Origin of the sequence: Thalassospira sp. UBA4513 (assembly GCF_002388495.1) — a bacterium.
Classification (GTDB): Bacteria; Pseudomonadota; Alphaproteobacteria; order Rhodospirillales; family Thalassospiraceae; genus Thalassospira; species Thalassospira tepidiphila.
The window spans coordinates 44,657-59,925 of sequence record NZ_DGMR01000039.1 but is presented as its reverse complement, the minus strand read 5'-3'; the positions used below and the strand labels follow the sequence as shown (position 1 = coordinate 59,925).

Here is a 15,269-nt window from a genome sequence, read left to right as displayed (position 1 = left end):
TAGTTAAACGGTTGGCGACCTAGTCCGCGCCAATCTTTGCGGACGATCCTGCACGCATCGCTGCACAAAGTTGCACCGCCACAACAACAAACAGGAAGTAGAGTGCCACTTGCCAGTCGCCCAGAAGGTCATGCAAGGCCCCGAACAAAACTGGCCCAATGGCCGCAAACAGATAGCCCACCGATTGCGCCATGCCCGACAGTCGTGCCGACGTTTGCGGATCTGCTCCGCGCATGCCGACAAGGGTCAGGGCAATACTGATCATGCTGCCTTGTCCAAGCCCCATGCATACTGCCCAGACATACGGCAATTCGGTGGTGGCAAAGACGAAGCCCGGAATGGCGATGATCAACGGAATATGCAGCACCAGCATCGCCAGTTTCTTGTTGGCAATCCTCGAATAAATCAGCGGCGCACCAAAGGCGGCCGGAATGCCAAATACGTTAAACAGGGTCAGAAGGGTCGCGGCTTCGGCCTCGGAAATGCCGTGATCAATGAACACTTTGGCGACCCAGGCCGTGCCGGTATAGAACATCAGCGACTGACAACCAAAGAACAGCGCCAGCCACCAGGCTTCGACGTTTTTCCAAAGCGAAATGTGCGCAACCGGTGTCGGCGCCGCTCCGACATGGCGATAACGCAACATCGGCAGCCAGCAGACAAAGGCAATCGCGGCAAACACCGCCCAAACACCAAGCGACCAGCGCCAATCGCCGTCCGCCGCATTTCGGATCGGGATCGAAACAAATGCCGCAGTCGTCGCGCCACTGGACATGGTAAAGGTGTAAAGGGCAGTCACCAATGCCACATGGGTCGGAAAACTGCGCCGTACCAGTGATGGGGTCAAAACATTCAGAACCGCAATTGCCGCCCCCAAAATGATGGTCCCGACCACCATGATGTCATAGGCCCCGCTGGCGCGAAGCCCCTGCCCGATGGCGATGAACAGCAACATCGTCAGAAGGGTCGCTTCGAGACCGAATTTCTGCCCCAGACGCGGTGCAAACATTGAAAGCACGCCAAAGCTCAGCACTGGCAGCGTTGTCAACAAACCAAGCTGGGTCCCTGAAAGCGACAGATCTGTACCAATGATTTCCGCCAACGGCCCCAAACCGACAATGCTGCCGCGCATGTTCGCCGCCAAAAGCAAGATCGCCAGCAAAAATCCGATATGCGCCCCCAAATGATGGAAGCCACGCCCGGCATTAGATGCCGCATTCTTTCCCGGCGTTGTCTTCTCGGAAGGATTGGTGTGTGGGGCCGTCTTGTCAGTCATCTGGATGATCCATGTTGTGTCGCGATGGTGGCGCGGACAGAAATTTAGGTGAGCATAAATTCAAAAATCGGGCTTTCAGACCGCAACAACACCCCACAATACCCGGAGCGCAACCAGCACAAACAGGATGGCAATGATCCGCTCAATCCAGGCAGCGTGATCGCGCAACCATGGCAACACCGCCCCGTGCGACAATCCAACGGCGACAAGGCAATACCACGCCCCGTCGATTACAGCGGCGGTGAACGCCAGAAGGAACTTGCCGCCCCATTCAAACTCGGGCGAAACAAACTGGCTGAAAAGGGCCAGGAAAAACAGGGCGATCTTGGGATTGAGAAACGCAATCATGAACCCGTCGCGGGCGGCCTGCAGGATCGATCCTGATACCTTGCCTGCACTATCGACATCAAACTTCGCACCCGCCTTGGAACCGCGCCACGCCTTGATTGCAAGCCAGATCAGATAAAGCGCACCCAGGATACTGACCGCATTGTGAAAGACCGGTACCGTCTGAAACAGAATGCCAAGTCCGGTCATGGTGATCACAGCATAAAAGCCGATACCCAGTGCATGCGCCAAGGCGCAGGCAAATCCGGCCTGGCGGGAATGACCAACGGAATAGCGCAATACAACGGCCAGACTTGGACCCGGTGTCATTGCGCCAAGTACACAGATGGTTGCAACCGACAACCAGGCGGCGAAGCTCATAACGTTTCCTTTGGGTGACGCAGGTTTATTCCCGCTTGGTTTTATCGAAAGCTATCTGCTTGCCAGAACCGTTTCAACGGAAATGAACTGTCGCTATGATGCGCATCCGCGCCAACCCGCCACCTGAACACAGCATTTCGTAAAATACGGTTTTAAAACATGTTTCTGTTGCTCAAGAATGCCAACGTCTTCGCCCCGACGCCGCTTGGCATCAATGATATCCTGATCTGTGACGAGAAAATCGTCGCCATTGCCCCGGATCTGGTGGTTTCTGTTCCGGCCGAAATCAAGACCATCGACCTTGGCGGCAAGATGACCGTACCAGGCTTTATCGACGGACATGTCCATCTGATCGGGGGCGGTGGCGAAGGCGGATTTGCCACGCGTACGCCAGAAGTTGCGGTCGGCAAACTGATCGAAGCTGGCATTACATCCGTTTGTGGATTGTTGGGCACAGACGCCGCAACACGGCACATCGCATCGCTGTATGCCAAGACCAAGGCGCTTCGAACCGAAGGTATCTCTGCATGGTTCTTCACAGGTGGTTATCGCGTACCGTCACCAACCCTGACCGGCAACATCGGGGATGACGTGACGTTTCTGGATGCCTGTATCGGTTTGAAAACGGCGATTTCAGATCACCGCAGCAGCCAAAGCACGGTTGAGGAGCTGGCCCGCATCGCATCCCAATCGCGCATTGGCGGCATGACATCGGGCAAGGCCGGATCGGTTGTCGTGCATCTGGGCGATGGTGACGGGCACTTTGATCCCCTGATTGCTGTGATCGAGCAGACCGAAATCCCGATCGGCCAGTTCATCCCGACCCACGTCAACCGCAAGCGCGCCTTGCTTGATGCGGCCAAGCTCTGGGCAAAGCGTGGCGGCAATATCGATTTCACCACCGGGATTGATGCCGAACCCGATCCCAAGGAGGCCACCAAAACATCGACCAGCATTGCCGAATGCCTGGCCGATGGCGTTCCGCTAGACCGCATTTCAATGACATCGGATGGCAACGGGTCACTGCCGGATTTTGATACTGATGGCAATATGATCGGGCTTTCAGTGGCTGGCTTTGAGACCGTACCGCGCGAATTTGCCGATCTGGTCGAAGTTGAAAAGCTTGATATCCCGACCGCCTTGGCCCCGATTACGATCAATCCGGCACGCATGCTGGGCCTTGTGGCACGCAAAGGGCAGCTCAAAGTCGGTTATGATGCCGATATCCTGGTTTTCGATGATGCTTTAACCCCCGATAGCGTCATTGCCCGCGGAAAACCGGCCATGATTGGCAAGGAACGACTGCTCCGCGGCACTTTCGAAGATTAATCTGGTCTTTGGACCGGAATGCGGCAGGTAAAAAGGCACCAGAAACCAATAATTTGCGGATTTGGTGCCTTTTTATCGTCATATCTGCCCCAAAGAGCCCCCAATACAGCCAAACCTCGTGCCTATTTCCCCGGCAAGCTTTGCGATCAGACACAGGTCCACGAATGACCTGTGCCCAAAAACCTTGGAAAGGACACGAGAGATGCGACAGACAGCCATGATTTTGGCCGTTGCAAGCGCATTGGGGCTTTCGGCTTGTAGCGGATTGAATGACCGAGACCAAAAAATGCTGAGTGGCGGCGCGATTGGTGCCGGTGTGGGTGCTGTTGGCACCGTGATCACCGGTGGCTGTGTTACCTGTGGCGCGGTAATTGGCGGCGCGGTGGGTACCGGTGCGGGCTATATCATGCACGAGAATGAGAAGGCCCGGAAATGATGAAACGGATCATTCTTCTGGTCGCTGCATTTGGCCTAACCCTGCCTTTCGCGGCACCTGCGCCGGTTAAGGCCGACCCGCCGTCATGGGCACCTGCCCATGGCTATCGTGCCAAGCAGCACAAAGGGCACAAACGCAATTATAGCCGCCACGGTAACGAGCTTTTTGTCTCCGACGGTGGTTTCCTGCGCTGTAACCGTGATGTGGTTGGCGCCATCATTGGTGGTGGCACAGGCGCGGTTCTTGGTTCAACCATCGGCAAGGGAAGAGGCCGGGATGCGGCCATGATTGGTGGTGCCATTCTTGGCATGCTCAGTGGCTACTCGATTGGCCAGAGCCTTGATCAGGGTGATCTGGCTTGTACCGGCTATGCCTTGCAGCGCGCCCCTGATGGGCAGGCCGTCCGGTGGCAGAACCCCGATTCGGGCCGCAGCTATAATGTTGTTCCGACCAACAGTTGGCAGAACGCCGACGGACGCTATTGCCGCGAATATAGCGCAACAGCCCGTATTGGTGGAGAACTGCGGAAAACATACGGTACGGCATGCCGCCAGGCTGATGGTTCCTGGCAGATCGTGTCCTGAGAACCAAAACGCGCCAAGCATATTTCAATCTGGGGCCATGCCCCGCAAAAGGCCCGGCACTGCCGGGCTTTTTTTGTGCGTTATCTGATACGCAGCGCATCTTAAATTATTTCAATTCAATGTCTTATAGGTGGCTATACTCTCGCATCCGTTATTTGTTTTACGTTAACGTCACTTTGGGTTACAGTCCTGTCATAATCAAAACAAAATACCTGCTGACTGAGGGAGGCCTTCGTGGATGACATCCTCGAAACCGTAAAAGAAAAACTGCCGCAACTGCGCGGTCTGAATGCTGTCGTCGCCTTCGACTGTGGCGATGATGGACACATCGTGATTGATGCTACCGGCGATGAGCCGGAAATCAGTGATGATGATCTGTCCGATGCCGATTGCATTCTCAAGATCAAGAAAGCCAACCTCGAAAAGCTGATCGCCGGAAAGCTTGACCCGATGCTTGCCTTTACCATGGGCAAACTGAAGATCAAGGGCTCAATGGGTGTGGCAGCAAAGCTGTCATCAATGCTCGACTAGCTTTGTTGGTATGGTCTGTTTGACGAGGGAAACATGCGTAATCGCATCGCAAAAGGCAGCATATCGGCCCTGATTGCCGGCTTTACGATTCAATATGCCACCGCGTCGCTGGCATCCGGATCGGAAATGCTCAATTTTCGCGTCCTCAAGGACGGGGAGCCGATCGGTTATGAAACCGTCGAAATTACACCAACAGCAACCGGTCAAACCGTCACGGTCAAAACCCTGACCGATGTGCGGGTTTTGTTTTTGAAGTTCCATTACGACCATCAGCGCACCGAACAATGGCAGGACGGAAAGCTGGTCTCGGTCGAAACCACCACCAATGATGACGGCACACACTACACCTGGCAGGCCAGCTATGACGAAGATTGTTATGCGCTGGCGGGCAAAGGTGTCGGGAAACGCGACGCCTGTGATGCGGCCTGGCCGCTGACCCTGTGGCATGAGGATGTCACGGGTAAAACCGATCTCTTTAGCGTCATCAATGCCGAACCCTACACTGTGCACACGCAATGGGTTGGCGAAGAAAGCGTCATGGTCGAAAGCCGGGAAACGCCGGCAGTCCATTACGAAATGTCTGGCGATGTCGAACGGCACCTCTGGTACGGCACCGACGGAAAACTGCTTAAAACGAGTTTTAAAAGGAAGGGTTACGACATCGATTTTATCAGGGTCGATGCGATAAACCCTCAGCAATAAAAGCGGGCGTTTTAAATCAAAGATTTGAAACGTTTAAAGATTAGGGAGAAACAGATGTCCTACTTCAAGAAGAGCTGCCTTTGGGGTGCAGCTTCGGGTACTGCACTTCTATGCGCACTCGCTAGTGTTGGCACCGCGCAAGCGTCCGGTTTTCAAGTCCGTGAAACCAGCGGCACCCTTCAGGGTTCAAGCTTTGCCGGCATGACCACACTGTCAACCGACGCATCGACGATGTCCTACAACCCAGGCACAGTTGGGCAGTACAAAGAAACCAGCTATAGCGCAGGTATTACGGTCATTCGCCCGGTGGCGAAAGCGACCAACACCGTTGCAACCAATGGCGCACGAACGGTGATCGCACAAACCGGCGGTGGCTACAAGGATATGGCACAGGATGCTGCGGTACCAAACGCACATGCTGTCTGGAAGCTAAACGATCAGATCAATCTCGGTGTTTCGATTACGGCACCTTGGGGTCTCGTGACCGACAACGATTCAGATTTCGCCGGACGCTTTTTTGGTACGACATCAAAAATCAAGACAGTAAATATCAAACCAGTTGTTGCCTATCGTTTCGACAATGGGCTGAGCATTGGTGCGGGACCGCAGGTTCAAAGATTCGAGGCCGCCCTTAGTAAAGCCGTTCCGTCGCTTGGTGGCGCCGTTGCAGAGGGTAACTCTACGATTGAAGGCGACGACATCGGCTACGGCTGGACAGCCGGGATGAACTGGGAAGTCACGAAAACCACCCGTGTTGGTCTTTCTTATATCTCCGAGGTTGAACATAAACTCAAAGGCGATATCACCTTCGACAATGCCGCAAAAAACTTGGCCACGCCCTACACGGACCGAGATGCAAATGCCAAGATCACCACGCCGGAGTCTATTGCTTTCGGTATTTCTCACGACCTGTCTGATAAGTGGACTGTCATGGGTGACGTGCAATGGACCAACTGGAACTCAGTTGGCGATCTAGTCTTTAACTACAGCGGCCTGATTAACTCCGCCTCGACTGCCACTGGTAGTACAACTGAAAATTATCAGTGGGGAACGTCGTGGTTTGGTGCCCTCGGTGCACGTTACCAGTATGACGAAAAATGGTCGTTTACCGGTGGCGTGGCCTATGATGAGACCCCGATCCAAACCCGTAACCGCAATGTGCGCTTGCCGGATTCAGATCGATACTGGGTCTCATTTGGCGCAACATACAAGGCTGCTGATTGGGCTGATGTGACACTGGGTTATACTCATATCTTTGCTGATGAAGCACGCGTAGATCACGCGTCTTCGCTCGTTGGTAATTATGCTGCCGACTACGAAGCCAAAGTCGACATCATCGCGTTGCAGGCGAATTTCAAGTTCTGATTTGCTATACTGTCCGATGCGAGGTGCTATGGCGCACCGCATCGGGCTCCCTTTTTTTGCCCGCAAAGTGACGTTAACGTAATGGAGTTAACGCAAGTGAACAAAGTAAACGTCCAAGAATCCCCGATCCTGCGCGATGGCGTTGATATCAGCTCGCCGGTAAGAACCTGCCCGGTCCATGAGATTTTCGACAAAGCGGCGGCACGGTTTCCGTTGCGCCCGTGTCTGGATTTCCTCGGTAGGGTCTATGATTACAAGACAATTTCCGAGCAAATCGACCGTGCTGCCGAAGGCTTCAAACAGCTTGGCGTGCGCAAGGGTGACAAGGTCGGGCTGTGCCTGCCCAATACGCCCTATTACGTGGTTTGCTATTACGCGATCCTGAAATGTGGCGGTGTGGTTGTGAATTTCAATCCGCTCTATGCCAAGCGCGAGATCGCCTATCAGATCGAAGATTCAGGCTGTCGCCTGATGGTGACGCTGAACCTCAAACAGATCTATCCAAAGGTCGCGGCATGCCTTGATGAAACCTGCCTCAAGCGGATCGTGGTCTGCGAAATGAGCGGCATCTTGCCGCCGGTTAAAAGCGTTCTGTTTTCGCTGTTCAAGCGCAGCGAACTGGCCGATGTGCCAACAGATCTGCGTCACATCCCCTATTCCCGCGTCATCGGATGCAAACCGATTGATCGCGTGCTGGATATCGACGTGAACGATCTGGCGGTTCTGCAATATACCGGCGGCACGACCGGGCGCCCGAAGGGTGCGATGCTGACCCATGCCAATCTGAGTGCAAACGTTGATCAGCTAACCCGCTGGATGCCAGACGCCAAACCGGGCCACGAAGTGACCCTGTGCGTTTTGCCATTCTTCCATGTTTTTGCGATGACCGTGGCGCTCAACACATCGGTCAACCTTGGTGCGGAAATGGTGTTGCAGCCCCGCTTTGAGTTAGGTTCCCTGATCAAGGCGCTGGACAAGAAAAAGGCCACCATCTTCCCGGGTGTTCCGACGATCTATACGGCGATCAACAATTCGCCGGAAACACTCAAATACGACCTGTCACACATCCGTTGCTGCATTTCGGGCGGTGCGCCGCTGCCGGTTGAAGTCAAACACCGGTTCGAAGAGATTACCGGCTCCAAGGTGGTTGAGGGATATGGCCTGTCAGAGGCCAGCCCGGTCTGTACTTGCAACCCGCTTAAGGGTGAGAACAAGGAAGGCTCGATCGGGCGGCCGTTGCCCGGAACCAAGATCGAAATCAGGTCTCTTGATCGGCCGGATACGGTCGTAGCGCTTGGCGAAAAGGGTGAGGTCTGTATTCGTGGCCCGCAAGTCATGCCTTGCTACTGGCAAAACGAAACGGCCACCAACGAGACATTTGTCGATGGTTGGTTGCGGACCGGTGATGTCGGTTATCAGGATGAGGATGGCTACACCTTCCTGGTTGATCGTCTTAAGGATGTCATCCTGTGCAGTGGTTACAACGTTTATCCGCGTGCCATCGAAGAGGCACTTTATCTGCATGACAAGGTTGCCGAGGTCACCTGCATCGGGATCCCCGATCAATATCGTGGTCAGGCGCCAAAGGCGTTTGTTCGCCTGAAAGACGGTGTCACCGATGTGACCGCCGAAGATCTGCGGGCATTTCTTGATGACAAGATTTCAAGAATCGAAATGCCGCGCGAAATCGAAATTCGCGAAGAACTTCCCAAAACCATGGTCGGCAAGCTGTCGAAAAAGGAGCTGGTCGAAGAAGAACGACAAAAGAGAGAAGGAAATACGGTTTAGTTACAATGCGTTGGCGTCACCATACACACACTGAAAAAACTTAAGTGACGTTAACGTAAACTAATTGACGTATACTGAAAAATAGATACCATAAGGGGCGAACAATGACAAAAATTGACGAACGGTTTTATACCGTTCCCGAACTGGCCGACGATCTTGGCATCACGCCGCGCACCATCCGGTTTTACGAGCAAAAGGGGCTTTTGAACCCGCAGCGTGCCGGCACCACCCGGGTCTATACCCGACAAGATCGCGCCAAACTGCTCCTCATTTTACGGGGCAAGCGACTGGGCTTCAGCTTAAGAGAGATCGCGGACTACCTTGATCTTTACGGCGCAGACCCAACCCAGGCAGAGCAGATCAAAATGCTGCTGGAACGCGTTCGGGAACGGATTACTGACCTGGAAGAACAGCGTCAGGCACTGGACGTCACTTTGGATGAACTGCGTGATATCGAACAGCAATCGGTTGATGCACTTAAAGAAAAGGGACTCGATCCGGTATCGTAACAAGTTGCCCGGATCAGAGGACAGCTCAGGAAGGAAGACATAGCCATGACCAACGCCGTAATTGCCGGATATGTCCGGTCGCCCTTTACCCCGGCCCGCAAAGGGGCTCTCGCAAAGGTCCGCGCTGACGACCTTGCGGCACAGGTCGTCAAAGGTCTGGTCGAAAAGACCGGCATTGATCCCAACGCGATCGAGGACCTGATCCTTGGTTGTGCCTTCCCGGAAGGCGAACAGGGCTTGAACGTTGCCCGCCTGATCACCTTTATCGCCGGTCTGCCGCGTTCTGTTGGTGGCGTGACGGTCAACCGTTTCTGCGGTTCTTCGATGCAGTCGATCCATCAGGCGGCTGGTGCAATTGCGATCGGGGCTGGTGATGTCTTTATCTGTGCCGGCGTCGAAAGCATGACCCGGGTTCCGATGATGGGCTTTAACCCCCTGCCCAACCCAGAACTTTATAAAGTCATGCCCGAAGCCTATATGGGCATGGGCGATACGGCCGAAAATGTTGCTGCCAAATACAGCCTGACCCGTGCCGATCAGGAAGCCTTTGCAGTTGAAAGCCACAAACGCGCCGCAAGCGCACAAGCCGCTGGCAAGTTCACCGATGAAATCATTCCGATCCAGACCAAGGATGGTGTTGTTTCCGAAGATGGCTGCATCCGCGCAGAAACAACTGCCGAAGGCCTGGCCGACCTCAAACCCGCCTTCAAGGCAGACGGTGTTGTTACTGCGGGGACCTCTTCCCCGCTGACCGATGGTGCGTCGGCTGTTCTGGTCTGTTCCGAAGACTATGCCGCCAAAAACGGCCTGACACCGATTGCACGTATCAAGTCGGTTGCAGTTGATGGCTGTCTCCCGGAAATCATGGGCATTGGCCCGATTGGCGCTTCGAAAAAGGCGCTTTCGCGGGCAGGCCTGACCTCGGCCGATATTGATGTCACCGAACTTAACGAGGCCTTCTCGTCCCAGGCCATGGCAAGCATTTCCGATCTGGGTCTGGATGGTACCAAGGTCAATATCGATGGTGGCGCGTTGGCGATTGGTCACCCGCTTGGCGCGACAGGTGCGCGTATCGTTGGCAAGGCCGCAAGCATCCTCAAACGTGATGGCGGCAAATATGCGCTAGCATCCCAGTGCATTGGCGGGGGTCAGGGGATCGCGACCATTCTGGAGGCGATGTAATGACCACCATTAAACAGGTCGCCGTTATTGGCGCCGGTGTTATGGGGGCTGCGATCGCGGCCCATATCGCCAACTCCGGGACACCCGTCCTGCTGCTTGATATTGTGCCCGAAGGTGCGAAAAACCGTAATTCGGTTGCCGAGGGTGCGGTTGCCAAGATGCTGAAAACCGACCCGGCACCGTTCATGTCCAAACGGGTCGCCAAGTTGATCACGTGTGGCAATATCGAGGATGACCTTGATAAAATCGCCAAATGTGACTGGGTGATCGAGGCCGTTATTGAACGCCTTGATATCAAGCAGGATCTGTATCGCAAGATTGATGCGGTCCGTGCCAAGGGATCGGTGGTGTCATCAAACACATCGACCATTCCGCTCGCCACCCTGATTGACGGGATGGACGAAAGCTTCGCACAGGACTTCATCATTACCCACTTCTTCAACCCGCCACGCTATATGCGCCTGCTGGAGCTGGTTGGATCGGGTGTTACCCGCGATGGTGTGATTGATGGGGTTGCCGATTTTGCTGATCGCAAACTGGGCAAGACCTGTGTCACCTGTCATGACGAACCGGGCTTTATCGCCAACCGTCTGGGTGTCTACTGGATTCAGGCCGCCATGGTTGAGGCCATGGACCGCAAACTGACTGTCGAAGAAGCCGACAGCGTCATTGGCCGGCCGTTCGGTATTCCCAAAACGGGGGTATTTGGCCTGATGGATCTGGTGGGTCTTGATCTGATGCCCCATGTGCAATCAAGCATGGCTGGTCTTCTGGACAAATCCGATCCGTTCCACGCGATCTACCGCGAAAGCGATCTGGTCAGCAAACTGATTGCCGATGGCTATACCGGACGCAAGGGCAAGGGTGGTTTCTATCGCCTGAACCGTGATGGCGGCCAGAAAGTTAAGGAATCGGTGGATCTGCAAACTGGTAAATTTGCCAAATCCGAAAAGGCCCGTTTGGGCAGTGTCCGGGCCGCAGGCAAAGATCCGCGCAAGATGATGGAAGCGTCTGACAAGGGTGGCCAATATGGCCGCGCTGTCATGGGCAAGACACTGGCCTATGCGGCCTTTATTGCCGAGGCGGCTTCGAATTCCATTGTCGATGTCGATGATGCGATGAAGCTGGGTTATGCTTGGAAAACCGGGCCGTTTGAGCTGATTGATGCCATTGGCGTCGATGTCCTGATTTCGATGCTCGAAGAAGACGGCGTTGAAGTCCCGGCATTGCTGAAAAAGGCCGCAGGCAAGTCGTTCTACAAGGTCGAAGACGGTGATCTTTATTACCTTGGCTTTGATGGCGAATATGCCAAGGTCACCCGCCCGGATGGCGTCATCCTGCTTGAAGATATCAAACGCATATCCGAACGGATTGCCGGCAACCGCGCCGCATCGCTTTGGGATATCGGTGATGGCGTTGCCTGCCTTGAATTCCATACCAAGATGAATGCGCTTGATGCCGATGTGCTTGGTGCGATCAAGACATCCATCCGGACTGTCAAAAAGCAGTTCAAGGCGATGGTCATCTATAACGAAGCAAGCAACTTCTCAGCCGGGGCAAACCTTGGACTGGCGCTGTTTGCCGCCAATATCGCGGCATGGTCCGAGATCGAAAACCTCGTTGAAACCGGTCAGGAAACCTACAAGGCGCTTAAATACTCGCCGTTCCCGGTCGTCGGTGCCCCAAGTGGCCTTGCCCTTGGTGGCGGCTGTGAAGTTCTGCTGCATTGTGATGCGGTTCAGGCGCACGGGGAAACCTATATCGGGCTGGTTGAACCCGGTGTGGGTCTGATTCCGGCCTGGGGCGGATGTAAGGAAATGATCCGTCGCTGGGCGGAAAATCCGAAGTTTGTCAAAGGCCCGATGGCCCCAAGTGCCAAGGCGTTTGAGATCATCTCGGTCGCGACCGTCGCCAAATCGGCGATGGAGGCCAAGGAAAACCTGTTCTTCCGCGAAACTGACGGCATCACCATGAACCGCAACCGTTTGCTGGCCGATGCCAAGGAACGCGCGCTTTCGATGGTCGATGGTTACGAAGCACCCGAAGAATTTACCTATCGACTGCCGGGCGAAGCGGCCCGGGTTGCCTTTGAAATGGCGGTCGATGGTTTCCATCGCCTTGGCAAGGCCACAGATTATGACCGCGTGGTCGCCGGTGAATTGGCAAAGGTTCTGGCCGGTGGCGATACCGACGTGACCGAGGAACTTTCCGAAGACGATATTCTTGAACTGGAACGCGAAGGCTTCATGCGTCTGGTCCGCAATGAAGGCACCATGGCCCGGGTTGAGCATATGCTGCTGACCGGCAAGCCGCTGCGCAACTGACCGGTCCGGGAGGAAAAGTAAAATGGCTGAATATAAAGCACCCCTGCGCGACATGCGCTTCGTCCTGACCGAGCTGTTTGATTTCAACGATATCAATCAGATGCCCGGTTGCGAGGATTTTACCCCCGATGTGGTCGATGCGGTTCTCGAAGAAGCTGCCAAAGTCTGCGAAGAAGTCCTGTTCCCGATCAACCGGTCGGGCGACGAGGAAGGCTGCGCTTGGGATGACGGGGTTGTCACAACCCCCAAAGGTTTCAAGGAAGCCTACCAGACCTTTGCCGAAGGTGGCTGGACCGGGATTGCCTGTGACCCGAAATATGGCGGTCAGGGCGCGCCGAAATCCATCAATGCCCTGGTCGAGGAAATGATTTGTTCGACCAACCTTTCCTTTGGCATGTATCCGGGCCTGTCCTTTGGCGCCTATGCCGCCCTTCACAGCCACGCATCGGACGAACTCAAGGACAAATTCCTGCCCAAGATGGTCGAAGGCACCTGGTCAGGGACCATGTGCCTGACCGAACCGCATTGCGGTACCGATCTTGGCATCATCAAGACCAAGGCCGAACCCCTTGACGACGGGTCCTATGCGATTTCCGGTACCAAGATCTTTATCTCGGCCGGGGAACATGACCTGACGGAAAACATCATCCACCTGGTTCTGGCCAAACTGCCTGACGCCCCAAGCGGCACCAAGGGCATTTCACTGTTCCTTGTGCCAAAATTCATGGTCAGTGATGACGGATCACTTGCGGATCGCAACGCGGTCAAATGCGGTTCCATCGAACACAAGATGGGCATCAAGGCATCATCGACCTGTGTCATGAACTTTGATGGCGCGGTCGGTTATCTGGTGGGTGAACCCCATCAGGGCATGCCCGCCATGTTCACCATGATGAACCAGGAACGCCTTTCGGTTGGCATTCAGGGTCTTGGCCTTGGCGAAGCGGCCTATCAGGGTGCGCGGGCCTATGCCAAGGATCGCCTGCAGGGCCGCGCCCTGACCGGTGCGAAATCCCCCAACCAACCCGCCGATTCCATCATCGTGCATCCCGATGTGCGCCGCATGTTACTGACTGCCAAGGCGACCAACGAAGGCTGCCGGGCGATGGGCATGTGGGTGGCACGCGCACTTGATACCGCCAAACACCACGAAGATCCGGTCAAACGCGAAGAGGCCGACGAGTTCGTTCAACTGATGACCCCGATCGTCAAGGCGCTGTTCACTGACTGGGGCTTTGATAACACCAACCTTGGTGTTCAGGTCTTTGGCGGGCATGGCTATATCCGCGAATGGGGCATGGAGCAGTATGTTCGTGATGCCCGTATTGCCCAGATTTACGAAGGCACCAACGGCATTCAGGCGCTTGACCTTGTCGGGCGCAAAATGCCGAGCAAAGCCGGTCGTTACCTGCGTCGTTTCTTCCATCCTGTGAAGGAATATATCGATGCCAATGTCTCGAACGGCGAGCTTGGTGAGTTTGTTCAGCCGCTGGCGAAGGCCTTCATGCGCCTGCAACAGGCGACCGGCGAACTTGCTCAGCGGGGCATGAAAAACCCCGATGAAGCCGGGGCCGCCGCCACCGAATTCCTGCATCTGTTTGGTCTGGTTGCCGTCGGCTTCATGTGGGCCCGGATGGCGGAAATCGCACTCGCCAAACAGGGTGATGACGAAGACGGTTTCTACAAGGGCAAGCTGATCACGGCCAAGTTCTATATGGAACGTGTTCTTCCGCAATCAGGTGCCCTGTTCAGCCAGATCATGTCGGGGTCTTCGACCATGATGGCGCTTGACGAGGAGCTGTTCTGATCATGGCTGTGGGCCGCATGCATAAAGACCTGTCACCCGGATACGGAGCCTTGTCGTGAACCTGATTTTCCGACTGATCCGTGTGGTGATCCTGTCCTTGTTGCGGCCCCGCCTGCACCCGCTTGATCCATCGACCCTGCATTTCCGGGCATGGCCGCTGGATATTGATATCAATGTGCACATGACCAATTCACGCTATTTCGCGCTGATGGATCTGGGCCGAACCGAACTGATCATGCGCAATGGCATTGCCAAGCAGATGCTGAAACGCAAATGGCAGCCGGTGGTGTCCGGATCGACCATGCGGTTCAAACGCGCGATCAAACCGTTTCAGAAATTCGCACTCGAAACGCAGGCTTTGTATTGGGATGAAAAGGGCTTCTATCTTGAGCAACGCTTTGTGGCCAAAGGAAAGACGCTGGCCCTTGGCGTGGTAAAGGCGGTTTTCGTCGGCCCGGATGGCATTGTTGCGCCTGAGGAAGTCTGTCGGATGGTCGGCGCAGATGAGACGTCGCCATCCATGCCCGACTGGCTTTCTGGGTGGCCCGATATGGAAACCGCGATTGAAGCGCGACTGGCGATTTAACACACACGAACAACCGGAAAACCGGGAGAATTGCGGAAAAACACCGCGCAGGAGGAAACATCATGGCATCCGATGACGCCGTATTGCTCAACATCACTGATGCGGTCGCAACGATTACGCTGAACCGCCCGGATCGCATGAA

The 15,269-nt window shown here is 55.0% G+C and carries 14 protein-coding genes; 12 read left to right on the top strand and 2 right to left on the bottom strand.

All coding sequences use genetic code 11. From position 1 onward, the window contains the following. Window positions 1-19: 19 nt before the first annotated feature. Window positions 20-1,276 (bottom strand): CynX/NimT family MFS transporter, encoded by a 1,257-nt coding sequence (locus B2T33_RS17240; RefSeq protein WP_197146232.1) that lies wholly within the window; start codon window positions 1,274-1,276, stop codon window positions 20-22. Window positions 1,277-1,351: 75 nt separating this feature from the next. Further along, window positions 1,352-1,984 (bottom strand): LysE family translocator, encoded by a 633-nt coding sequence (locus tag B2T33_RS17235; protein ID WP_197146233.1) that lies wholly within the window; start codon window positions 1,982-1,984, stop codon window positions 1,352-1,354. 159 nt (window positions 1,985-2,143) lie between these two features. Between B2T33_RS17235 and iadA the strand changes: the two genes are divergently transcribed. The 12 genes from iadA to B2T33_RS17175 all read left to right on the top strand — a co-directional run bounded on the left by iadA (window position 2,144) and on the right by B2T33_RS17175 (window position 15,127). Continuing rightward, window positions 2,144-3,313, top strand: coding sequence for a beta-aspartyl-peptidase (iadA, locus tag B2T33_RS17230; RefSeq protein ID WP_197146234.1), 1,170 nt, complete (start codon window positions 2,144-2,146; stop codon window positions 3,311-3,313). A gap of 202 nt (window positions 3,314-3,515) precedes the next feature. Further along, window positions 3,516-3,749, top strand: a complete 234-nt coding sequence (locus B2T33_RS17225) for a hypothetical protein (protein ID WP_008888617.1) — start codon at window positions 3,516-3,518, stop codon at window positions 3,747-3,749. Further along, entirely contained in the window at window positions 3,746-4,333 is a 588-nt protein-coding gene (locus B2T33_RS17220) for an RT0821/Lpp0805 family surface protein (protein ID WP_197146235.1), read from the top strand. Before B2T33_RS17225 ends, B2T33_RS17220 begins: the two co-directional genes overlap by 4 nt. A 234-nt stretch (window positions 4,334-4,567) precedes the next feature. After that, complete coding sequence (locus tag B2T33_RS17215; RefSeq protein ID WP_063086516.1) at window positions 4,568-4,864, top strand: SCP2 sterol-binding domain-containing protein; 297 nt, start codon at window positions 4,568-4,570, stop codon at window positions 4,862-4,864. Between the two features lie 33 nt (window positions 4,865-4,897). Then, entirely contained in the window at window positions 4,898-5,566 is a 669-nt protein-coding gene (locus tag B2T33_RS17210) for a DUF6134 family protein (protein ID WP_197146236.1), read from the top strand. A 54-nt stretch (window positions 5,567-5,620) separates the two neighbouring features. Then, window positions 5,621-6,931 (top strand): OmpP1/FadL family transporter, encoded by a 1,311-nt coding sequence (locus tag B2T33_RS17205; protein ID WP_063086512.1) that lies wholly within the window; start codon window positions 5,621-5,623, stop codon window positions 6,929-6,931. Between the two features lie 96 nt (window positions 6,932-7,027). Further along, window positions 7,028-8,719 carry a long-chain-fatty-acid--CoA ligase gene (locus B2T33_RS17200; protein WP_064780456.1) on the top strand — a complete coding sequence of 564 codons (1,692 nt, stop codon included), beginning with the start codon at window positions 7,028-7,030 and terminating at the stop codon, window positions 8,717-8,719. Between the two features lie 104 nt (window positions 8,720-8,823). After that, on the top strand, window positions 8,824-9,228 hold the full coding sequence (locus tag B2T33_RS17195; protein WP_063086508.1) for a MerR family transcriptional regulator: 405 nt from the start codon (window positions 8,824-8,826) through the stop codon (window positions 9,226-9,228). Window positions 9,229-9,273: 45 nt separating this feature from the next. Next, window positions 9,274-10,410 carry a thiolase family protein gene (locus B2T33_RS17190; RefSeq protein ID WP_197146237.1) on the top strand — a complete coding sequence of 379 codons (1,137 nt, stop codon included), beginning with the start codon at window positions 9,274-9,276 and terminating at the stop codon, window positions 10,408-10,410. Continuing rightward, window positions 10,410-12,734 (top strand): 3-hydroxyacyl-CoA dehydrogenase/enoyl-CoA hydratase family protein, encoded by a 2,325-nt coding sequence (locus B2T33_RS17185; RefSeq protein WP_197146238.1) that lies wholly within the window; start codon window positions 10,410-10,412, stop codon window positions 12,732-12,734. Before B2T33_RS17190 ends, B2T33_RS17185 begins: the two co-directional genes overlap by 1 nt. A 22-nt stretch (window positions 12,735-12,756) precedes the next feature. Then, window positions 12,757-14,541, top strand: a complete 1,785-nt coding sequence (locus tag B2T33_RS17180; RefSeq protein WP_286792716.1) for an acyl-CoA dehydrogenase C-terminal domain-containing protein — start codon at window positions 12,757-12,759, stop codon at window positions 14,539-14,541. Between the two features lie 55 nt (window positions 14,542-14,596). Continuing rightward, window positions 14,597-15,127, top strand: a complete 531-nt coding sequence (locus B2T33_RS17175; RefSeq protein WP_197146240.1) for an acyl-CoA thioesterase — start codon at window positions 14,597-14,599, stop codon at window positions 15,125-15,127. Window positions 15,128-15,269 lie beyond the last annotated feature (142 nt).